The sequence below is a fragment of the Streptomyces sp. NPDC006134 genome, from assembly GCF_040628835.1.
Taxonomy (GTDB): Bacteria; Actinomycetota; Actinomycetes; order Streptomycetales; family Streptomycetaceae; genus Streptomyces.
In genome coordinates this window covers 1-22,000 of the sequence record NZ_JBEXTV010000058.1, presented here as the reverse complement: position 1 = coordinate 22,000, position 22,000 = coordinate 1, and the positions used below count along the sequence as shown (strand labels likewise).

The window sequence follows — 22,000 nt, the reverse complement described above, 5'->3', positions numbered from 1 at the left end:
GACCGTGCCGCCCATGCCGTTCACTCCGTGAGGAGCCGCACCCCATGAGGACCGTGACCGTCGTCGGCGCCTCCCTCGCCGGCCTGTACGCCGCCCGGGAACTGCGCGCCCAGGGCTACGACGGACGGCTGGTGATCGTCGGGGACGAGCCCCACCTCCCGTACGACCGTCCGCCCCTGTCCAAGGAGTTCCTCACCGGCCGCGCCGACGAGACGCAACTCGCCCTCACCGACGCCGAGGAGGCCGCAGCGCTGGACGCCGAGTGGCTTCTCGGCGTCCGCGCCCGCGGCCTCGACGCCCGGGGCCGCACCGTGCTGCTCGGCGACGGCCGCACCGTCTCCACCGACGGCGTCGTCATCGCCACCGGAGCCTCGGCCCGCCGCCTGCCCGGCGACAGCCTCGCCGGCGTCCATACGCTGCGTACCCTCGACGACGCCCGTGCCCTGCGGGAGGAACTCACGCGTGGCCCGCGCCGGGTCGTCGTCATCGGCGGCGGTTTCATCGGTGCCGAGACCGCGTCGTCCTGCGCCGCGCTCGGCCACGCCGTGACCGTCGTCGAGGCAGCCGCCCTGCCCCTCGTGCCCCACCTGGGCGCCGAGATGGCCGCGGTCTGCGCCGCCCTGCACCGACGCGGCGGCACCGGCCTGATCACCGGCACCGGCGTCGCCGGACTGCGCGGCACGGTCGCGGTCACCGGCGTGGAGCTCACCGACGGCCGGATCCTCCCCGCGGACGTCGTGGTCGTCGGCATCGGCGCCACCCCCAACACCGCCTGGCTGGCGGGCTCGGCGCTCGCCCTGCACGACGGCGTCCTGTGCGACGACGGCTGTGTGACGGCCCTGGCGCAGGTGGTCGCCGTCGGCGACGTCGCCCGCGTCGGCGGTACCCGCGCCGAGCACTGGACCGCCGCCACGGAGCAGCCCCGGGCCGCCGTGGCCAACCTGCTCGCCGGACGCACGGTCGCGACCGCGCGGACGGTGCCGTATTTCTGGTCCGACCAGTACGGCGCGCGCCTCCAGTTCGCCGGCCGGCGCGAGGACGGCGACTCCGTCCGCATCGCCGAGGGCGGCATCGCCGACGGTGCTCCCGCCGAGGGTGGCTTCCTCGCCCGCTACGAGCGGGGCGGCCGTACGACCGCCGTCCTCTCCGTGGACCGGCCGCACGCCTTCATGCGGGCCCGGCGCGAACTCGCCCGTGCGGCGGACGGGGTGCAGCCGGCGCCGCTGTGACCGGCGCCGGGCGGCCGGCCCACGCCGCGCGGGACGAGGCCGGCCACCACCCCACGAGGGCTTGCCGCCCTGCGGGTCATGCCCTTCCGGTCATGTCCCCGTCGATCGTGCATTGCGGGTCGTGCCCTTCCGGTCATGTTCCCGTCGATCGTGCATTGCGGGTCATGCCCCCGTCGGTCATGCCCTTCCGGATGCCCGCTCCTCGAACGCACCGGTCCTCAGGGATGCGACAACTGCCCGGCACCGCCCTGCCGCCGTATCCGTTCCTTGGCCCGCTCGTCGGCCCTCGCCCGGCGCCGGACCCTGCGCCGCTCGCGCCGCAGGGCCCGTGCCGTGCTGCTCGGCGTCGACACCACCCCGTGACGCTGGTTCCAGACCTGGCGGGTCACCCAGACGTCGAGCACCCCCCACGTGGCCACCACCGTGCTGGCCACACTGCTGATCACCATGGGGAACGCCAGCCACGAACCGGCCAGCGTGCACAGGAACGCCACCATCGCCTGAATCAGTGTCACGGCGATGACGAGCACCGCCCGCACGGCCGCTGTACGCACCGGGTCCGGCAGCCGGCGCCGCCGGGCCGGTTCCTCCACCCACAGAGGCCGGTAGGCCGGCTGCTGCCGCGCCTCGGCTCCGCTCCCATCGGCCCCGACGCCTCCATCGGCCCCGACGCCCCCATCGACCTCGCCGCCCCCGCCGGCCCCGCCCGCGTGCGCCACTACCCGCCCGGCCGCTCCGCGCCCGCCCGCCGGTATGCCGTGCTCCGGTGCCCCGGGGCCCGGCCGTGCCGTCGGATGCGCCGTCCCGCCGTCCCCCGGCGTCTCGCGCCGCTCCGCCGTCCCCATCAACGTGTCACTCCCCACCGCCACCAGACCGCCTGCCCCGTTCCGGATGACCCGGTTTCCCAGTGGCTGCCCGGCTTACGCCGCTCTACGCCGCCCGGACGCGGGACACGGCTTCCCTGACCGATTCCGCTCCCTGGTCCACGGACCGGACGGCCCGTGGACGGCCCATGGATTAGGACGAACGGTGCCTCTTCAAGATTCCCGCGCCTCCCCGCGGATTCCCGGCAGGCGAAGCGATCCGGCCAAAGCCCCTTCCCCGCCGGCACTTCGCCGCCGTATCCGCTGCCCGCATGCCGGGAGACAATCTCCCGCAATGGCCGGACAACGTCTCATTTCGTCTCGCCGGTGCGGAAGTTCGGCCTCCGGAAGGGTCTTCGAGTTATCTGTGTGACGGTAGTAGGCTCGCGCCGTTTGTTGACGCACATGCGTACCCCTGTCGGTGGGGGTCGAGCTGGGGGAGGCCATGCGCTTTCGCGGGACGTCGATCCGCCGGAAGATCGTGGCGCTGCTGCTCGTGCCGCTGATGTCCCTGACCGCCATCTGGGCCTTCGCCACCGTGCTCACGGGACGCGAGGCGAGCCGGCTGTTCGACGTGTCGTCCGTCGTGGAGAAGATCGGTTACCCCGTCGAGGACACCGTCCGCGTCCTGCAGCAGGAACGCCGCCAGACCCTCGTCTACCTGGCCGACCCGCGCGCCTCCGACGGCCTCACCGCCCTGCGCCGCAGCCGTACCGCCACCGACCGGGCCGTGGCCGAGGTCCGCGAGAACGCGGGGACACCCGACGTACGCGACGCGCTGAGCCGGGGTGAGGACGACCGGCTGACCGCCGTCCTGGACGCCTTCCGCGGCATCGAGTCCCTGCGCCGTACCGTCGAGGACGGCACCGTCGACCGCGCCCAGGCCCTCGTCCTCTACAACCGCCTGGTCGACTCGTGCCAGATCCTGCTCGCCGACCTCCACGTCGTCGACAACGTCGAGCTGGACAAGCAGTACCGCGCGCTCGTCAACATCTCCCGCGCGCGCGAACTGCTCTCCCGAGAGGACGCCCTCCTGGGGTCCGCCCTGGTCTCCGGCCGGCTGACCCGCGCCGAGATCCGGGACGTCTCCGACCTCGTGGCCCAGCGCACCCAGATGTACGAGCTCAACCTGCCGCTGCTGCCCGCCGCCGAGCGCGGCCGTTACGAGCGCTTCTGGAAGAACGCCGCCTCCGCGCCGCTGCGCGTGGCCGAGGAGGCGGCCGTCTCCTCGGCCGCCTCCTCCGGGACCGGCCTGCCCAGTGGCGTCACCGCCCGGAGCTGGGACACCGCCGCCGGGAAGGTGCTCGACGAGCTGGGCGCCCTCGACGACCGGGCCGCCGACCGCTACCAGGGCCGCGTCCGCCCGGTCGCGATGGCCGTCATCGCCAAGGCGGTCGTCGCCGGCGTCCTCGGGCTGCTGGCCGTGCTGGTCTCCCTCTTCCTGTCCGTCCGCGTCGGCCGCGGCCTCATCCGCGATCTCAGGCAGCTGCGCCTGGAGGCCCACGAGGCGTCCGGCGTACGCCTGCCCAGCGTCATGCGCCGCCTCTCCGCCGGCGAACAGGTCGACGTGGAGACCGAGGTGCCCCGGCTGGAGTACGCCAAGAACGAGATCGGCGAGGTCGGCCAGGCCCTCAACACCCTCCAGCGCGCCGCCGTCGAAGCCGCCGTCAAACAGGCCGAGCTGCGCGCCGGCGTCTCCGAGGTCTTCGTCAACCTCGCCCGCCGCAGCCAGGTCCTGCTCCACAAGCAGCTCACCCTGCTCGACACCATGGAACGCAGGACCGAGGACACCGGTGAACTCGCCGACCTCTTCCGCCTCGACCACCTGACCACCCGCATGCGCCGGCACGCCGAGGGGCTCGTCATCCTCTCCGGTGCCGCCCCCTCCCGGCAGTGGCGCAAACCCATCCAGCTCATGGACGTGGTCCGGGCCGCCGTCGCCGAGGTCGAGGACTACGAGCGCATCGAGGTCCGCCGGCTGCCCCGGATCGCCGTCACCGGCCCGGCCGTCGCGGACCTCACCCATCTCGTGGCCGAACTCCTGGAGAACGCGACCGTGTTCTCGCCTCCGCACACCGCCGTGCAGGTCGTGGGCGAACGGGTCGCCAACGGCTTCACCCTGGAGATCCACGACCGTGGCCTCGGCATGACGGCCGACGCCCTCCTCGACGCCAACCTCCGGCTCGCCGAGACACCGGAGTTCGAGCTGTCCGACACCGACCGGCTCGGCCTGTTCGTGGTCAGCCGGCTCGCGCAGCGGCAGAACGTCCGGGTCTCCCTCCAGCCCTCCCCGTACGGAGGCACCACCGCCGTCGTCTTCCTCCCCGACGCGCTGCTCACGGACGACGCCCCGGACACCAACGGCACCGGCTTCCGCCTCGACCGGCCCCAGCGGGCGAAGAAGCACGAACCGGAGGAACGGCGCCGCGCCCTTACCCAGGTACCCGCGCACCTGCCCGGCCCGCCCGCCTCCCTCCTGGACGGGCCCGTCGAACTGGAGGCGCCGGTCGACCTGGACGCCCTCGCCGACTTCCCGGGCGCGCTCGGCGACGAGGACGGCGAACGCGGCGGGCTGTTCCGCCCACGTCCCTCCCGCGCGCCCGCGAAGGCCGACCCGGGACACCGCCCCGGCGATCCGGACCGCGGAACCACCGGTCCGGAGGGCTCCAAGGGGTCCAACTCCAAGGAGACCAAGGAGACCAAGGAGGCCAAGGAGGCCAAGGGGCCCAAGAGGTCCAAGGACACCGAGGGCACCGACGCCCGGCCCGGCCCGGACGGGACCGAGGCCCGGCCCGGCCCGGTGGACCACCCGGCCGGCCCGGTCCCGCTGCCCCGCCGCCGTACGCCCAAGCTGGTCAGCTCCCACGGCCGCCCGGTGCCCGACCGCACCCGGCGGGCGAGACCCGGCGAGGCTCCTCCGGCGGGCGCGGGCGCGGGCGCGGACCGGCCGGAACCGGTCCCGCTGCCCCGCCGCGTCCGGCAGGCCAGCCTGGCCCCCCAGCTCAGACAGGAGCCCGAGCGGCCCGCCGAGGACCCTGCGGACCCGGCCGAACGGGACGCCGAGGAAGTACGCAGCCGTATGGCCGCGCTCCAGCGCGGCTGGCGACGCGGCCGCGAGGAGGACGCCGCGGGCGACGACGCCCACAGCGGCACAGCACCACACCGAACGACAAAGGGGGACGGTCGATGACCGCACCGAAGGCGACCGGCCACACCGCGACCGCCAAGGGAGAGCTGAACTGGCTCCTCGACGACCTGGTGGACCGCGTCGCGAGCATCCGCAAGGCCGTCGTCCTGTCCGGCGACGGCCTGCCGACGGGGGTGTCCAAGGATCTGACCCGGGAGGACAGCGAGCACCTCGCCGCCGTGGCGTCCGGCTTCCACAGCCTCGCCAAGGGCGTGGGGCGTCACTTCGAGGCGGGCAGCGTCCGGCAGACGGTCGTCGAACTCGACGACGCCTTCCTGTTCGTCACCGCGGCCGGGGACGGCAGCTGCCTCGCCGTCCTGTCCGACGCCGACTCGGACATCGGCCAGGTCGCCTACGAGATGACCCTCCTCGTCAAGCGGGTCGGTGTCCATCTGGGCACCGCCCCGCGCACCGATCTGCCCTCGGGCGGGTAGTGGGATGACATGAGCGCAGACGGTCAGGGAAGAAGCCACTGGTTCGACGACGAGGCCGGACCGGTCGTCCGCCCGTATGCCATGACCCGCGGCCGCACCACCAGTGCGGCCCAGCACCGCCTCGACCTCATCGCGTTGGTCGTCGCCGACCCCCGCGCCGGCGACCCGGAGGCGGACGCGACCCTGTCCCCGGAACACGTGGACATCGTCGGACTGTGCCACGACGCCCCGCAGTCGGTCGCCGAACTCGCCGCCGAGCTCGACCTGCCCGTCGGCGTCGTACGGGTCCTCATAGGGGACCTCGTGGACGCGGAGTTCGTCCGGGTGACGCGGCCCGTGCCCCCGGCCGAACTGCCGGACGAGAGCATTCTGCGTGATGTGATCGACGGCCTCCGGGCACTGTGAACGGCGCGGCCGTGGACGAAACCGCGGGCACGGCAGCCGTGGGCACCCTGGCGACGCCCGGCGACGCCCCGGCGGCGAACTCCCGGCGGCGAACTCCCGGTGGCGGACTCCCGGCGGCGAACTCCCGGTGGCGGACTCCCGGTGGCGGACTCCCGGCGGCGAACTCCCGGTGGCGGACTCCCGGTGGCGGACTCCCGGCGGCGAACTCCCGGTGGCGGAGGACCCGTTCCTCCGCCACCGGCCCCGTCCAGTACCGAGCAGGAGAAGAGAGAAGAGACCGATGATCTTCGGGCGTTCCCAGCGTGGCAAGCCCCCGGTCGAGCCCGTCACGCTCAAGATCCTGGTGGCCGGCGGCTTCGGCGTGGGCAAGACCACCCTCGTCGGCGCGGTCAGCGAGATCCGGCCGCTGCGCACCGAGGAACTGCTCACCGAGGCCGGGCGCCCCCTGGACGACCTCAGCGGAGTGGAAGGCAAGCGCACCACCACCGTCGCCATGGACTTCGGGCGCATCACCCTGCGCGAGGACCTGGTGCTCTACCTCTTCGGCACACCGGGCCAGGAGCGGTTCTGGTTCATGTGGGACGAACTCGCCGAGGGCGCGCTCGGCGCCGTCGTCCTCGCCGACACCCGCCGCCTGGAGGACTGCTTCGCGGCCGTCGACTACTTCGAACGCCGCTCCCTGCCGTTCCTCGTCGGCGTCAACTGCTTCGACGGAGCGGCCCGTTACCCCGCGGAGGACATCCGCCGGGCCCTCGACCTCGACCCCGGCGTTCCCGTGGTGATGTGCGACGCCCGTGAGCGGGAGTCGGTCAAGGAGGTCCTGGTCGGCGTCGTCCAGCACGCCATGGCGACCGCCGCCGGCCGCCGCACCACCGCCACCGTCTGACGCACGGGCACGACCCGCACCCGTCCGGCCGTACCCCGCCGCCCGGGGCACGGACCGCAACGAAAAAGGACACCCCACGAAGGACACCCCACGAAGGACACCCCACGAAGGACACCCCACGAAGGACACCCCACGCGCGCGTGCCTACGCGTCCTCCTCTCCCTCCTCCACCCAGCCGAAGCTCTTCTCCACGGCCCTGCGCCAGTTGCGGTACTCCCGGTCCCGTACGGAGGCCCCCATCGCCGGCGTCCACTCGGCGTCCCGCTGCCGGTGCGACCCGAGCTCGCCGAGGCCGTTCCCCATGCCCGTGGCCAGCCCGGCCGCGTAGGCGGCGCCCAGGCAGGTCGTCTCGGAGACCCTGGGCCGGATGACGGGCACACCCAGCACGTCCGCCTGGTGCTGCATGAGCAGGTTGTTCCTCGTCATGCCCCCGTCGACCTTCAGCACCGTGATCCGCACCCCGGAGTCCTGGTACATGGCGTCCACGGCCTCCCGCGTCTGCCGGCTGGTGGCCTCCAGCACCGCGCGCGCGAGGTGCGCCTTCGTCACGTACCGGGTGAGCCCGGTGACGACACCGCGCGCGTCCGAGCGCCAGTACGGCGCGAACAGACCCGAGAACGCGGGCACGATGTACGCCCCGCCGTTGTCCGCCACGCTCGCCGCCAGCGGTTCGATCTCGTCGGCGCTGCGGATGATGCCGAGCTGGTCGCGGAACCACTGCACGAGCGCGCCCGTGAGGGCGATCGACCCCTCCAGGCAGTAGACGGGCGCCTCGTCACCGATCTTGTAGCCCACCGTCGTCAGCAGGCCGCTCTTCGACGGCACGGGCCGGCTCCCCGTGTTGAGCAGCAGGAAACTGCCCGTGCCGTACGTGTTCTTCGCCGTGCCCATGCCGTAACAGGCATGCCCGAACACGGCGGCCTGCCGGTCGCCCGGCGCGGAGGCGACGGGCACGCCGGAGAGCTGCCCGACGGCGGTGCCGTACACCTCGGCGGAGGACCTGATCTCGGGCAGGACGGACGCGTCCCACCGGAGCGTTCGCAGGCTCATCAGCAGGGTGCGGGAGGCGTTGGTGACATCGGTGACGTGCCGCCCGCCGTCCGGACCGCCGGTGAGGTTCCAGATCAGCCAGGAGCCGAGGGTGCCGAAGGCGATCTCCCCGCGCCAGGCACGCGCCCTCAGCCCCGGCACGTTGTCGAGCAGCCAGGCGGCCTTGGGACCGGAGAAGTAACTGGCGAGCGGCAGCCCGGTCTGTTCGCGGAAGCGGTCCTGCCCGTCCGCGCCCCCCAGCTGCCTGCACAGGGACGCGACTGCGTGTCCTGCCACACGGTCGCGTTGTGCACTGTGCACCGGCTTGCCCGTGGCGCGGTCCCACAGGACCGTCGTCTCCCGCTGGTTGGTGATGCCCAGCGCGCCGAGCTGCTCGGCCCGCAGCCCCGCCTTGGCGAGTGCCCCGGCCACCACGGCCTGCACCTTGGACCAGATCTCGGCGGCGTCGTGCTCCACCCAGCCGGGCTTGGGGAAGATCTGGCGGTGCTCGCGCTGGTCGACGGCGACGACGGCGCCGTTCCGGTCGAAGACGATGCAGCGGCTGGAGGTGGTGCCCTGGTCGATCGCGGCGACGTACTGGGCGTCGTTGCCCGGCATGGCCACCCCTTGGTCTGGATTCCGGAAGGCGGTCGAGACGGTCGAGACGATTGAGACGATCGATCCGATCACCTCGGCCGAGGCGACGAGGCGACGAGGCGACGAGGCGTCCGCTCAGAAGGCCGCGTTGCAGAGGAGGCCCGCGAGCGCCCCGCCGATCAGCGGGCCGGCGACCGGGACCCAGGCGTAGCCCCAGTCGGAGGTCCCCTTGTCGGGGATCGGCAGGAACGTGTGCACGAGGCGCGGGCCGAGGTCACGGGCCGGGTTGACGGCGTAGCCGGCCGGCCCGCCGAGGGAGAGGCCGATGCCGACCACGAGCAGCGAGACGATCAGCACCTGCGTCCCGGGCTCGCCGAGCCCCTCGGTCAGTCCGAAGGCGAGGACCGGCAGCACCAGCCCGACCGTTGCGATGATCTCCGTGACCAGGTTGGCGACCGGGTTCCGGATCTCCGGGACCGTCGAGAAGATGCCGAGCGTGGGAACCGGCTCGTCCGCCGTCCCCTCAGCACTCCCCTCCCCGCCGCCGCCTCCGCCGCCCCCGTCTCGCGCACGTTGGCCTGGAACTGGGCGAAGTACGTCAGGCGGCACAGCCCCGCCCCGAGCACCGCACCGGCCGTCTGACCCAGCAGATAGACCCAGACCTTGCCCCACTCCCCGGTCTCGACGGCGATGCCGAGGGTGACGGCGGGATCGAGATGCCCGCCGGACAGGGGAGCGGCGGTGTACGCCCCCGCCAGGACGCCGAACCCCCAGCCGAACGCGATCACCACCCACCCCGAGGCCCGCGCTTTGGAGTGGCGCAGGGTGACGGCGGCGCAGACGCCCGTGCCGAGGAGAATCAGGATCGCCGTACCGATGGTCTCGCCGACGAAAATGTCTCCGTTGCCCATGGCGGCTCCCAGCCCGGGCCCAGGACGACCGGCCCCGGCCCTCCAGTGCTGCAGGGTGCGTTTCCCACGGCGGTTTCCGCCGGGGGAGGGGAGGTCCCGAGCCCCGCCCGGCGTCCGTGACGAGCGTGCCGTCGCAGCCGAACCGTCCGTGGGGGAACGGCCCTTGCCACAGCGGGACCCGCCCGGCGCAGTACCGGAATACGACGAGATGTACGGCGATGTCGGCTGACACCGGAAGTGTTCATCGGTGCCCAGGGACCGTCAAGGACGCCGACGGCAATGGTTACGGGCCACCCGGCCGCACGCCGGCCGCACGCCGGCCCTCGCCGGGCGCACGCCGACGCCGCCTCGCGGCACGGCCCGTTCGTCCCCCCTACCCATCCACCCACCCTGCCGTCAGGAACGGCGCGCCGCCCGCCCTGTCCGCTCGACCACCCGCCAGGAACGGCGCGCCGCCGTCCCGTTCACTCCTGCGCGATCTCCGTCACCGCGCACCCGGCCGTCTCCGTCACCGCATGCCCCGCCCGCCCCGGCCCCGGAACCGTCTCCGGCCCCGGAACCGTCTCCGGCCCCGGAACCGCCTCCGGGCCCGTCTCCGTCTCCGGCGCCGCACCACGGCGGACCTCGTGCCCCGGCACCCCGGCCCGGCCCACCACCCAACTGGCCCCGTGAAGCCCCTTCGCGGCTTTCTTCAGCGGCGCCAGACAGGCGGCCGCCTGCCGATGGTCCGCCACGCTGCCCGGCGCGCACAGAACCGTCGCCAGCGACAGCGTCACGGACTTGCCACCGGCCGACCAGGACACGTCCAGCACCGAGGCGGCCAGCGGGGCCAGCCCCTCCGGATCGGTGAGCACCAGGAAGTCGTCCCCGCCGATGTGCCCCACACACGTCGCACCGGCCGGCGTTCTCCCACCCACCGTCCGCCCGCCCGCCACCGACCCGTCCGCCACCCGCTGCAGCACCCGCCCGACCCCCCGGATCAGCTCGTCGCCCGCCGCGAAACCGGACCCATCGTTGACCTGCTTGAAGTGGTCCACGTCCAGCCAGCTCAGCGCGAACGCCCGCCCCTCCGCGATCCGCCGGTCCACCTCGCCGGTGATCGCGTCCGACCCGGGCAGCCGCGTCAGCGGATTCAGCCCCGCGGCCTCCTCCACCCGGCTCTCGGCCAGCGCCCGTACGAGGTCCGCGAGCCGTACGACACCCACGCACCGTCCGCCCTCGTCGACGACGGCCACATCGTCCGACGTGCGGTCCCGCCCGCCGACCGCCACCACGTCCAGCACCTCCCACGCGGTCGCGTCGAGCCCCACCGTCCGTGGCGGATCACCGAGCTTGGCGGCCGGCCGGTCGGCGTACAGGGCGTGCCCGTAGCGCCCCGACATCGACAGCAGGAACCGGGAGCGGTGCACCGACCGCACCGGCACCCCGGCCCGGTCCACCAGCAGCACGCCGGACACCTCCGGCGTCCCGGTCAGCAGCGCCCGCACCTGGCCCGCGGACGCGGTCGCGGGCAGCAGCGCGGCGGGCCGCACGAACTCCCGCACCGACGGCCCGGGCCGGGACGCCGGCGGGAAACCGAGGGACCGGGGCGCCGGAACGTACACATCCGTCGCGGGCAGCCGCGCCGGCGGCGCCAGCAGCTCCCCCTGGGCCAGCTGAGCCCCGGCCGCCCGTGCGGCCGCGCACTGCGCCTCGGTCTCCACCCCCTCCACGGCCAGCAGCGCCCCCAGCTCGTCGCAGAGCGTCCGCATCGCCCGTACCGCCGCCGGCCGGGCGAGCAGCGACGCGTCGAGTTTCACCAGCTCCGGCGCCATGTCGGTGAGCAGCCGCAGCGGCGCGTCCCCGTCCCCGACCCCGTCCGCGCAGATGCGGAATCCCTGACTCCGTAGCGTGGACACCGCCTCCAGCAAGGCAGCTCGCGGCACATGCGTGTACGGCGGGCAGACGTCGACCGTCACCTCCCACGGCATGCGCCCCGTCTCCCGGACGGCGTCGCGCAGCGCCGGCACCCCGCCGAGGTCGGCCAGCGTGCCGGCGAACACGTTGACGTGCAGCGGCAGCAGCGTCTCCCGGTGCACCGCCGCCCGGACCGCCGCCCCCGCCAGTCTTCCGTCGAGCCCGGGATCGCGGCGGGCCTCGGCGAGGACGTCCCCGGTCTCCGGGCGGGCGAGTATCTCCAGTGCCGCGACTCCGCCGGTCGTCAGGTTGACCACTGGTTGGAAGGCGAAGCGGAGAGTGTCCGTCCAGGAGTGCACGGGAGCATGATGGCGGTGCCGGCGCCCGCCCAGGCGCAGTTCACGAGACGTTCACGCAGGGTTCCGGTCCGGTCCCCGCAGATACCGGACCGGCACCCGTCCCGCAGCGCTTCCCCTGCCCGCCCCACGCCTGATAGATGAAGAGAGCATGACACGACTCCCGATCACGGTACGCGGCCTGACCACCGCATTCGCGACCCTGCTCACCCTGGCCGCCGCCGCTCCCACCACCGACGCTTCCCCCGCGCCCGCCGCCGCGTCCCCCGCCCTCGCCGCCGATCCCACCACCCCCGCCTCCCTCACCCCCACCCAGAAGACACCGGGCCCCAAGGCGCCGAAGGACTTCGTCAGCCTGAGCAGCGTGGACCCGACGATCCTCCAGGAGATCCGTTACTTCACCCGGCACAACTTCGTCGGCGAGCGCATCGACGGCTACCGCCGGCCCCTCTGCCTCCTCACCCGTCCCGCCGCAGAGGCCCTCCACCGGGCCCAGCTCCGCCTCCTGCCCGAGGGCTACAGCCTCAAGGTGTACGACTGCTACCGCCCGCAACGCGCCGTCGATCACTTCGTCCGCTGGGCGAAGGACCTCGACGACCAGACCATGAAGGGCGAGTTCTACCCGAAGGTCGACAAGACCCGCCTCTTCGCGGACGGCTACATCGCGGAGAAGTCCGGCCACAGCCGCGGCTCGACGGTGGACCTGACCCTCGTCCGGCTCCCGGCGAAGCCGACCCGCCCGTACCGCCCCGGGCAACCGCTCGTGCCGTGCTACGCGCCCCAGGACGAGCGCTTCCCCGACAACTCCGTCGACATGGGCACGGGCTTCGACTGCTTCGACACCCTCTCGCACACCCTCGACCCGCGCGTCCAGGGCGAACAGCGAGCCAACCGCCTGCTGCTCAAGACCACCCTGGAGGACGCCGGCTTCGTCAACCTGGCCGAGGAGTGGTGGCACTACACCTACAAGCCCGAGCCCTACCCGGACACCTACTTCGACTTCCCCGTCTCCACGAAGTCCCTCACCCCACCCGCCGAACCACTGAACCGCTGAACCACCACACAACCGGACCACCCGCCCACCCCCGCAATCACCCGCCCACTCCCGCAATCACCCGCCCACTCCCGCAATCACCCACCCACCTCCGCAATCACCCACCCGCTCCCGCAATCACCCGCCCGCCCCTGCAACCACCCACCGAAGCCGCCCTCTTCCCCCCCGATACAGTCCGCCACGTGTCAGCCCCACACCCCACCCACTACTCCCGTCCCTCCCACCCCACCCCGGGCAGCCACTGTTCGAGCTGCGGATCGCCCTACGGACAGGGCGCCTCCGGCTGGCCCCGCACCTGCCCGGCCTGCGGCACCACGGCCTACCGCAACCCCCTGCCGGTCGCGGTCGCCCTCCAGCCGGTCCACGACGCACACGGCACCGCCCTGGTCGTCATCACCCGGACCGTGGCCCCCGCGCGCGGGGGCGTCGCCCTGCCCGGCGGCTACCTCGACGACCGCGAGGACTGGCGGCAGGCCGTCGTCCGCGAACTCCGGGAGGAGACGGGCATCGACGCGGAGAGCGGCGACGTACGGCTCGCCGACGCGATGAGCTCACCCGACGGCCACCTGCTGCTGTTCGGTCTCCTCCCGCAGCGCCCGGCCGACGGCCTCCCGCCCTTCTCCGCCACGGACGAGACCGACGGCCGGCACCTGCTGCGAGCCCCGGAGGAACTCGCCTTCCCCCTGCACACCCTGGCCGTACGGGCCTGGTTCGAGGGCCGCTACACCTGACCCCGGCCCTCCGCGACCCCCCGCACCCGCACCGGATACGGCGGCTCACCCGGAGCGCCCTCACTCTTCCGGTCCGCTTTCCGGTCCCCCTCCCGTTCCCCTTCCCGCTCGACGACCAGCCGCCGGCCCTCCCACCGCACGGCATAACGCTCGACCTCCGGCTCCTCCCAGCCGTCGCCCGCGTCCGGCACGACCAGCCCGCCTCCGCCCCGCCCCGGGGCGGGCGCCCACACCTCCAGCTCCAGCCCTCCGTCGTCCCCCCGCACCGGAAGGACGGCACCCGCGCGCGCGAACACCGGAATCTGCCCCAAGGGCGCGTCGACCACCACCTGCGCCGGCCCCTCGTACGCCCGTTCCGTCACCGTGTCGTACCAGCGCCCCCGCGGCAGCCGCACCGCACGCCGTTCGACCCCCGGCTCCAGCACCGGCGCCACCAGCAGACAGTCGCCCAGCAGGAAGGCGTCCTCGCAGTCCCGCAACGCCCGGTCCTCCGGCGCCGACCACCACACCGGCCGCACATAGGGCGCCCCGGTGCGCCGCGCCAGGTGCGCCAGCGTCACGAAGTACGGCAGCAGCCGCCGCCGCTCGACGAGCGCCTCACGCGCGTGCTCCAGCACCCGGGGACCGAACTCCCAGGGCTCCCTGCGCCCCGCCCGCAGACCCGCGTGCGTCCGGAACAGCGGCAGATACGCGCCCAGCTGGAACCACCGCAGATACAGCTCGGGCGACGGACTCCCGTCGAACCCGCCCACGTCCGGCCCGGAGTACGGCACCCCGCACAACCCCAGCCCCAGCACCAGCGCCAGCGACGCCCGCAGCCCCGGCCACCCCGTGGCCACGTCACCGGACCAGGTACCGCCGTAGCGCTGCAGGCCCGCCCACCCGGAACGCGAGAACACGAACGGCCGTACCTCCGGTGCCAGCTTCCGCAGCCCCTCGTACCCCGCCCTCGCCATGCACAGCGCGTACACGTTGTGCGCCTCGCGATGGTCACCGCCCCGGCCCTCCAGCTCGTGCCGGGCCGACCGCGGCAGCGTCGGCTCCCCGAACGCCGCGAACGACGTCGGCTCGTTCATGTCGTGCCAGAACCCCGCGAACCCCTGCCCGAGCCGCTCCGCGTACAGACCGCCCCACCACTCCCGCACCCGCGGGGCCGTGAAATCCGGGAAGACCGCCTCGCCCGGCCACACCACCCCGCGCACCACCCGCCCCGCCGCGTCCCGCACGAACGCGTCCTCGGCCGTCCCGCCGTCGTACACGGCGTCACCCGGCGCCGCCTTCACCGCCGGGTCGACGACCGACACCAGCCGGATGCCCTCCTGCCCCAGCTCCTCCGCGAGCACGGGCAGCTTGGGAAACCGCTTCTCGTCGACGGTGAACACCCGGTGCTCGTCGTAGTGGTCGATGTCCAGGTGCACCGCGTCGAGCGGCAGCCCCCGCTCCCGGTACCCCGCGACGATCCGCCGGACCTCCTCCTCGCGGCCGAACCCCCACCGCGCGTGATGATGACCGAGCGCCCACGCGGGCGGCACCGCGGGCGCCCCGGTGAGCGAGGCCCACGTCAGCAGCACGCGCGCGGGGGTGCCCACCATCACCCAGCAGCGCAGCGGACCGCCGTCCATCCGCAGCACACTCGCCCCCGGCCGGTCGTGCCCGGACCCGGCGCCCTCCTCACCCTCCCGCAACACCACCGTCCCGTCCCACGTGTTGTCGTGGAACACCAGATGCGTGCCGGCGTCGGCCACCACCACCTGCACCGGCATGGTGAGGTACAGCGGATCGTCGCCGGGCCGGAACGCCGCCCCGGGGTCGGTGTTCCACAGCCGGTACGTCCCCTCCCGCAGCCGCGGCCCCGCCGCCCGCCCCCCGAGCCCGAAGAACCGCGCATCCGCCGCCACCTCCGACCGCTGCACCCAGCGCGCCGCGCCCCCGCCCACCGGCTCCCACCAGCGCGGCGGCAGCTCACGGCGCAGCACCACACCCCCGGGCGTCCGCACCTCGATCGCGCCCTGCCGCGACACGCCCACGGTCACCCGCTCCGCCACCACCCGCCAGCCTCCGGCCGTGTCCGGCTCCAGCGCCACCCGCGGATCCGGCTCCGGACACCGGCCCGCCAGCGCGTACGACGGCTCCGGACCGGCCCCGTCCCACCCCCAGAACACCGCCCCGTTCACCGCCACGAAGATCCGCAGCTCCGACCGCCCGAACCGGATGACACCACCTCCCGGCCCGGACTCCACCTCCGTCACACACCCCGGCACGCGCGCCCGCTCGGCCCCCGGCCGCGGCAGCCCGGCGGCGTCGGCACGCCTCCTGCGCCACGCCGCCCGCACGGTACGCAACCTCTGAGCCGCCCCCACAGAACCAACCGCCTTCACCGAACGCACCAGGTCACGACCGTCCATGCTGCTCAGCCTGCCATTGGCCCCGCCCCCCACAGGCGTCGTTCAACTGCCGTTCACCCGTGCCAGGACCACATCTTCACGACACGGACCATGTGTGGCGGACCCTGGTGCAGACCTCGCTCGCGTGGCATCGTCCTGTCAGCCGCGTCACGCGCACACCCCAGCCCGTGCGCGGAGGACGCACACGACGCGCACAGTCCGGGAGCCGCCCCATGACGACCGAGAACCCCCAGCCGCTCTGGCAGCCCGACCCCGACCGCATCGCCCGCGCACGGATCACCCGATTCCAGGCATGGGCCGCCGAGCACCACGGCGCCCCCGCCGAGGGCGGCTACCCGGCCCTGCACCGCTGGTCCGTCGACGAACTCGACACGTTCTGGAAAGCCGTCACCGAGTGGTTCGACGTCCGCTTCTCCACCCCCTACGCGCGCGTGCTCGGCGACCGCGCGATGCCCGGCGCCCAGTGGTTCCCCGGCGCCACCCTCAACTACGCCGAACACGCCCTGCGCGCCACCGCCACCCGCGCGGACGAACCGGCCCTCCTGTACGTCGACGAGACCCACGAGCCCCGCCCGGTCACCTGGGCCGAGCTGAACCGCCAGGTCGGCTCCCTCGCCGCCGCGCTCCGAGACCTCGGCGTACGGCCCGGAGACCGCGTCAGCGGCTACCTCCCCAACATCCCCCAGGCCGTGGTCGCCCTCCTCGCCACGGCCGCCGTCGGCGGCGTGTGGACCTCCTGCGCCCCCGACTTCGGCGCCCGCAGCGTCCTGGACCGCTTCCAGCAGGTCGAACCCGTCGTCCTGTTCACCGTCGACGGCTACCGCTACGGCGGCAAGGAGCACGACCGCCGCGCCACCGTCGCCGAACTCCGCCGCGAACTGCCCACCCTGCGCGCCGTGGTCCACATCCCGCTCCTCGGCACCGACACCCCCGAAGGCGCTCTCGACTGGGCGTCCCTGACCTCCGCCGACACCGAGCCCGTCTTCGAGCAGGTCCCCTTCGGCCACCCCCTGTGGATCCTGTACTCCTCCGGCACCACCGGCCTGCCCAAGGCCATCGTCCAGTCCCAGGGCGGCATCCTGGTCGAGCACCTCAAACAGCTCGGCCTGCACTGCGACCTCGGCCCCGGCGACCGCTTCTTCTGGTACACGTCGACGGGCTGGATGATGTGGAACTTCCTCGTCTCCGGCCTGCTCACCGGCACCACGATCGTCCTGTACGACGGCAGCCCCGGCCACCCCGACACCGGTGCCCAGTGGCGCGTCGCCGAACGCACCCGCACCACCCTCTTCGGCACCTCGGCCGCCTACGTCATGGCCTGCCGCAAGGCGGACCTGCACCCCGCCCGCGACCACGACCTCTCCACCGTCCAGTGCGTCGCCACCACCGGCTCACCCCTGCCGCCCGACGGCTTCCGCTGGCTCCACGACGAGGTCGCCCGCGGCGGGGCCGACCTGTGGATCGCCTCCGTCAGCGGCGGCACGGACGTCTGCTCCTGCTTCGCCGGAGCCGTCCCCACCCTCCCCGTGTACACCGGCGAGCTCCAGGCCCCCTGCCTGGGCACCGACCTCCAGTCCTGGGACCCCGGCGGCACACCCCTCACCGACGAGGTCGGCGAACTCGTCGTCACCAACCCCATGCCGTCCATGCCGATCCACTTCTGGAACGACCCCGACGGCAGCCGCTACCACGACAGTTACTTCGCCGTCTACCCCGGCGTCTGGCGCCACGGCGACTGGATCACCGTCACCTCCCGCGGCTCCGTCGTCATCCACGGCCGCTCCGACTCCACCCTCAACCGCCAGGGCGTCCGCATGGGCTCGGCCGACATCTACGAAGCCGTCGAACGCCTCCCCGAGATCAAGGAATCCCTCGTCATCGGCGTCGAACAGCCCGACGGCGGCTACTGGATGCCCCTCTTCGTCCACCTGGCCCCCGGAGCCACTCTGGACGAGACCCTCCGCGACCGCGTCAAACGGACCATCCGCGACCAGCTCTCCCCCCGCCACGTCCCCGACGAGATCATCGAGGTCCCCGGCATCCCGCACACCCTCACCGGCAAGCGCATCGAGGTCCCGGTCAAACGCCTCCTGCAGGGCACCCCCCTGGAGAAGGCGGTCAACCCCGGCTCCGTCGACAACCTCGACCTCCTCCACCACTTCGAAGCCCTCGCCCGCAAACGCGCCTGACCGAACCGCCCCCGGGGAGCCGGCCGGCCACCGCCCCACCGGCCGGCTCCCGCCGTCACTGTCAGTGCCGTCGATTACTGTGAGTGAGCATTGATCGACCGTGCACGCACAGGGGGAAGACATGGCGCACACCGACCGGACCCAGACGATGCGACGCGTCCTGCGCCGCGAGATCGCCGGCACCATCGGCCTGCTCACCGACGAGCACGACTTCCGCGCCATGCGGCGCTACCGCACCTTCGCCTTCGACGACCACGCGGTCTACCTCGACCACGTGGAAACCCTGCTCAGGGCCCGAGCCGCCGAGGGCACCCACACCACCGTCGCCCTCTTCGACCCCGAGGAGTACGCCGACTTCTGCGCGGCCACGGGCCTCGACCCCGACACCCCCTCCAGCCGCACCCGCTTCACCGCCGAACTCGCGGCCACCGGCCCCACCGTCCCCTACGACGGCCGGCCCCTCACCGACCTGCTCCCCGACCTCATCGACGAAGCCGTCCGCCAGGCCACCCGCGAGTACGCGACCACCCTCCTGGCCCGCCTCGGCACCTGCGCCTCCTGCGGCGAAGACATCGGCCGCGCCGCCTTCGCCCGGGCCTCCCACCTCCTCCTCCGCATCCTCGACACGGCCCCGCCCGGCACCCACCACCTGGTCTGCAGCGTCTCCACCGCACCCGAGACCCTCGTCTCCGCCCTGCACGCCCCCGAGAACACCGACGGCGCCACGGAACTGGACGAGACCGAAGCCCTCGAATTCACCGCCGTCCTCGCCCTGGGCCTGGCCACCCACACCCCCGGCGGCCTCGTCATGCGCACCACCGCCCCCGGCACCCCCGACCGCGTCTGCGGCTGGCGCCTGCGCGGCTACGGCCTCGAACCCCTCACCGCCGGCGAGGTCTTCGACGCCTACTGCACCGACATCGAATCCGGCGACCTCATCTCCCCGGAGTCCAACGTCGACTACTGCGAGCCGCCCGACCTCGGAGACGACCACCCGGGACCGGGCCACCACCACTGAACGCCGCAGGGGCGCCCCACCCACGGGTGGAGCGCCCCTGCGAAACAGCCACGCAGCCGAGACGGGCGGCCCCGCGCTGCCGGTTGCTCGCCTACTCGCCGGACAGCACCGCCTGGGCCGCGCCTCGCGCCTCCTCGGCACTGTCCGCCGCCCGGGCCGCCGCGGCGGCCCGCTCGCACTGCGCCAGCGTGTACTTCGCCAGCGTCGCCCGGACGTAAGGAATCGACGCGGCACCCATCGACAGGGAGGTGACGCCCAGACCGGTCAGCACACAGGCGAGCAGCGGATCGGACGCGGCCTCACCGCAGACACCACAGCTCTTGCCCTCGGCCTTCGCCGCCTCCGCGGACAGCGCGACCAGGTCGAGCAGCGCAGGCTGCCACGGATCCTGCAGCCGGGACACCGCACCCACCTGACGGTCGGCGGCGAAGGTGTACTGCGCGAGGTCGTTCGTCCCCAGCGACAGGAACTCCACCTCCTGCAGGATCGACCGCGCCCGCAGCGCCGCGGACGGGATCTCCACCATCGCACCGACCTTCGCCCGCAGCCCCGCCGCACGGCACGCGTCCGCGAAGGCCTTGGCATCGGCCCGGTCCGCCACCATCGGGGCCATGACCTCGAGGTGGACCGGCAGCCCCTCCGCCGCCTTCGCCAGCGCCGTCAGCTGGGTGCGCAGGACCTCGGGATGGTCGAGCAGCGTCCGCAGCCCGCGCACGCCCAGCGCCGGGTTCGGCTCGTCGGCAGGCGTCAGGAAGTCCAGCGGCTTGTCCGCGCCCGCGTCCAGCACCCGCACCACGACACGGCCCTCGGGGAACGCCTCCAGCACCTGCCGGTAGGCCGCGACCTGCTTCTCCTCCGACGGCGCGTTCCTGCTGTCGTCGAGGAAGAGGAACTCGGTACGGAACAGACCGACACCCTCGGCACCGGCCTCCACGGCGGCGGCCACGTCGGCCGGGCCACCGATGTTGGCCAGCAGCGGCACCTTGTGCCCGTCGGAGGTGGCCCCCGGCCCGGTCGCCGCGGCCAGCGCGGCCTTGCGCTGGGCCGCCTCCGCCTCCATCCGCGCCTTCCGCTCCTCGCTCGGATCCACGAAGATCTCACCACTGCTGCCGTCCACGGCGATCACCGTGCCCTCGGCGAGCTCGCAGGCCCCCGGCAGCGCCACGACCGCCGGCACTCCCAGCGCCCGCGCCAGAATCGCGCTGTGACTGGTCGGCCCGCCCTCCTCGGTGACGAAGCCGAGCACCAGCGCCGGGTCCAGCAGCGCCGTGTCGGCAGGCGCCAGATCCCGCGCGATGAGGACGTACGGCTTGTCGCTGTCCGGAACACCCGGCATCGGCACCCCGAGCAACCGGGCGACGATACGGTTCCGCACGTCGTCCAGGTCGGCCACCCGGCCGGCCAGGTACTCGCCTGCACCGGCCAGCAGGGCCCGGTAGGCGGCGAAGGCGTCGTACACCGCGCGCTCGGCCGTGCTGCCGACCGCGATCCGCCGCTCCACGTCCGCCATCAGCTCGGGATCCTGCGCCATCATGGCCTGCGCCTCGAGCACCGCCTGGGCTTCGCCGCCGGCGAGATTGCCGCGCGCCATCAGATCGGCCGCCACAGCCTCCACGGCCTGGCGGGCGCGCCCCTGCTCACGCTCCGCCTCCTCCGCCGGGATCTGCTTGGCGGGCGGTTCGAGCACCGCCGTTCCCATGTGCCGAACCTCGCCGATGGCCACTCCGTGGCTCACGCCGACGCCTCGCAGCGTTGCTTCCATCTCACCCGTCTCCGATAGTGCGGCGGGTTCGCCGCCGCGGTGGTTGTCCTGCTCGCCGTCGCCGGACGGCACCGACGTCACTCCCAGGCGAAGAGACTGTCGCCGGCCTTCACGTCGCCGTCCTCACGGAGACCGGAGAGAGCCTCGGCCGTGGCCTCCAGGGCCACCACCGGGCACACCGGGGACTTGCCTGCGGCCTCGACCGCGGCGGGGTTCCAGCGCACGACACTCTGACCGCGCTTCACGGTGTCCCCCTTGTTCACGAGCAGCTCGAAGCCCTCGCCGTTGAGCTGCACCGTGTCGATGCCGAGGTGGGTGAGCACACCGTGTCCCTGCTCGTCCACCACGACGAAGGCGTGCGGATGGAGAGAAACGATGACCCCGTCCACGGGCGAGACGGCCTCGGAGGGTTCACGCACGGGATCGATCGCCGTGCCCGGGCCGACCATGGCCCCGGAGAAGACCGGATCCGGCACTGCCGCCAGTCCGATGGCGCGTCCGGTGAGTGGGGACGTCACGGTGGTCATGGGGAGCCTCCCAGGGGTGGAGAGATTCATATGGGCCGTCACTGCCTGTATCGGACGGCACGCTGAGCAGCAGGGTATGTCATAGGTAGTACCGGTTCGCACGGGAATCACCGATTAGAGGTCTAGACCACACCTCACAGCGATTTGCGCCTGCTCGGCGGCCCCGTGTACAGTCGTAACTCCTGCTGGGGGCTGAGCGGCGCCGACCGAGTGCCCACGCTCCGGCAGTACCAACTCATCCGCAGATCCTATCTTGGGATCGCCTTCCGCTTGCTCGCGGGACGGTGGTCAGAGAGCCGGGAAAACGCTGGTAGAGTTGGAGACACCGAAGGGAAGCGCCCGGAGGAAAGCCCGAGAGGGTGAGTACGAAGGAAGCGTCCGTTCCTTGAGAACTCAACAGCGTGCCAAAAGTCAACGCCAGATATATTGATACCCCGTCTCCGGCATCCGCCGGGACGTGGTTCCTTTGAAATAAACACAGCGAGGACGCTGTGAACCACTGGATTATTCCTCCGGTGGTT

15 protein-coding genes and 1 pseudogene are annotated in these 22,000 nt (G+C 73.1%); 9 read left to right on the top strand and 7 right to left on the bottom strand.

Going from position 1 to position 22,000, the window contains the following annotated elements; translation table 11 throughout:
- Window positions 1-44: 44 nt before the first annotated feature.
- Window positions 45-1,229, top strand: a complete 1,185-nt coding sequence (locus ABZ340_RS29605; RefSeq protein ID WP_358784914.1) for an FAD-dependent oxidoreductase — start codon at window positions 45-47, stop codon at window positions 1,227-1,229.
- A 218-nt stretch (window positions 1,230-1,447) separates the two neighbouring features.
- Here the strand turns inward: ABZ340_RS29605 and ABZ340_RS29600 are convergent, their stop codons facing one another.
- Window positions 1,448-2,074: a hypothetical protein gene (locus tag ABZ340_RS29600; RefSeq protein ID WP_358784913.1), complete on the bottom strand. Its 627-nt coding sequence runs from the start codon at window positions 2,072-2,074 to the stop codon at window positions 1,448-1,450.
- Window positions 2,075-2,537: 463 nt separating this feature from the next.
- Between ABZ340_RS29600 and ABZ340_RS29595 the strand changes: the two genes are divergently transcribed.
- The 4 genes from ABZ340_RS29595 to ABZ340_RS29580 all read left to right on the top strand — a co-directional run bounded on the left by ABZ340_RS29595 (window position 2,538) and on the right by ABZ340_RS29580 (window position 7,004).
- Complete coding sequence (locus ABZ340_RS29595) at window positions 2,538-5,282, top strand: nitrate- and nitrite sensing domain-containing protein (RefSeq protein ID WP_358784912.1); 2,745 nt, start codon at window positions 2,538-2,540, stop codon at window positions 5,280-5,282.
- The gene (locus tag ABZ340_RS29590) at window positions 5,279-5,713 is read left to right on the top strand and encodes a roadblock/LC7 domain-containing protein (protein ID WP_358784911.1); all 435 of its coding nucleotides are present in this window, start codon (window positions 5,279-5,281) and stop codon (window positions 5,711-5,713) included. The genes ABZ340_RS29595 and ABZ340_RS29590 overlap by 4 nt, the downstream gene beginning before the upstream one ends.
- A gap of 9 nt (window positions 5,714-5,722) precedes the next feature.
- Window positions 5,723-6,118 (top strand): DUF742 domain-containing protein, encoded by a 396-nt coding sequence (locus ABZ340_RS29585; protein ID WP_358784910.1) that lies wholly within the window; start codon window positions 5,723-5,725, stop codon window positions 6,116-6,118.
- A 280-nt stretch (window positions 6,119-6,398) separates the two neighbouring features.
- Entirely contained in the window at window positions 6,399-7,004 is a 606-nt protein-coding gene (locus tag ABZ340_RS29580) for an ATP/GTP-binding protein (RefSeq protein ID WP_358784909.1), read from the top strand.
- A gap of 144 nt (window positions 7,005-7,148) precedes the next feature.
- Here the strand turns inward: ABZ340_RS29580 and glpK are convergent, their stop codons facing one another.
- The 3 genes and pseudogenes from glpK to ABZ340_RS29565 all read right to left on the bottom strand — a co-directional run bounded on the left by glpK (window position 7,149) and on the right by ABZ340_RS29565 (window position 11,796).
- Entirely contained in the window at window positions 7,149-8,651 is a 1,503-nt protein-coding gene (gene glpK / locus ABZ340_RS29575) for a glycerol kinase GlpK (RefSeq protein WP_358784908.1), read from the bottom strand.
- 114 nt (window positions 8,652-8,765) lie between these two features.
- Window positions 8,766-9,541: pseudogene (locus ABZ340_RS29570) on the bottom strand (MIP/aquaporin family protein).
- A 464-nt stretch (window positions 9,542-10,005) separates the two neighbouring features.
- Complete coding sequence (locus ABZ340_RS29565; RefSeq protein ID WP_358784907.1) at window positions 10,006-11,796, bottom strand: EAL domain-containing protein; 1,791 nt, start codon at window positions 11,794-11,796, stop codon at window positions 10,006-10,008.
- A gap of 148 nt (window positions 11,797-11,944) precedes the next feature.
- Between ABZ340_RS29565 and ABZ340_RS29560 the strand changes: the two genes are divergently transcribed.
- Window positions 11,945-12,847: a M15 family metallopeptidase gene (locus ABZ340_RS29560; protein WP_358784906.1), complete on the top strand. Its 903-nt coding sequence runs from the start codon at window positions 11,945-11,947 to the stop codon at window positions 12,845-12,847.
- 182 nt (window positions 12,848-13,029) lie between these two features.
- The gene (locus ABZ340_RS29555) at window positions 13,030-13,578 is read left to right on the top strand and encodes an NUDIX domain-containing protein (RefSeq protein WP_358784905.1); all 549 of its coding nucleotides are present in this window, start codon (window positions 13,030-13,032) and stop codon (window positions 13,576-13,578) included.
- On the opposite strand, the gene ABZ340_RS29550 is transcribed toward ABZ340_RS29555, so the two are convergent.
- Window positions 13,569-15,983: a TIM-barrel domain-containing protein gene (locus ABZ340_RS29550; protein ID WP_358784904.1), complete on the bottom strand. Its 2,415-nt coding sequence runs from the start codon at window positions 15,981-15,983 to the stop codon at window positions 13,569-13,571. The two genes, ABZ340_RS29555 and ABZ340_RS29550, sit on opposite strands and share 10 nt — an antisense overlap.
- 212 nt (window positions 15,984-16,195) lie before the next feature.
- Here ABZ340_RS29550 and ABZ340_RS29545 point away from each other — a divergent pair, with 212 nt between their 5' ends.
- Both ABZ340_RS29545 and ABZ340_RS29540 read left to right on the top strand, forming a co-directional pair.
- On the top strand, window positions 16,196-18,172 hold the full coding sequence (locus ABZ340_RS29545; protein ID WP_358784903.1) for an acetoacetate--CoA ligase: 1,977 nt from the start codon (window positions 16,196-16,198) through the stop codon (window positions 18,170-18,172).
- 121 nt (window positions 18,173-18,293) lie between these two features.
- A complete protein-coding gene (locus ABZ340_RS29540) occupies window positions 18,294-19,190 on the top strand; it encodes a hypothetical protein (protein WP_358784902.1) in 897 nt (298 codons plus the stop codon).
- Window positions 19,191-19,281: 91 nt separating this feature from the next.
- Here ABZ340_RS29540 and ptsP read toward each other — a convergent pair whose 3' ends face one another.
- Window positions 19,282-20,952 carry a phosphoenolpyruvate--protein phosphotransferase gene (gene ptsP, locus ABZ340_RS29535; protein WP_358784937.1) on the bottom strand — a complete coding sequence of 557 codons (1,671 nt, stop codon included), beginning with the start codon at window positions 20,950-20,952 and terminating at the stop codon, window positions 19,282-19,284.
- Between the two features lie 77 nt (window positions 20,953-21,029).
- Window positions 21,030-21,479 (bottom strand): PTS glucose transporter subunit IIA, encoded by a 450-nt coding sequence (locus tag ABZ340_RS29530; protein ID WP_358784901.1) that lies wholly within the window; start codon window positions 21,477-21,479, stop codon window positions 21,030-21,032.
- Between the last annotated feature and the right edge of the window lie 521 nt (window positions 21,480-22,000).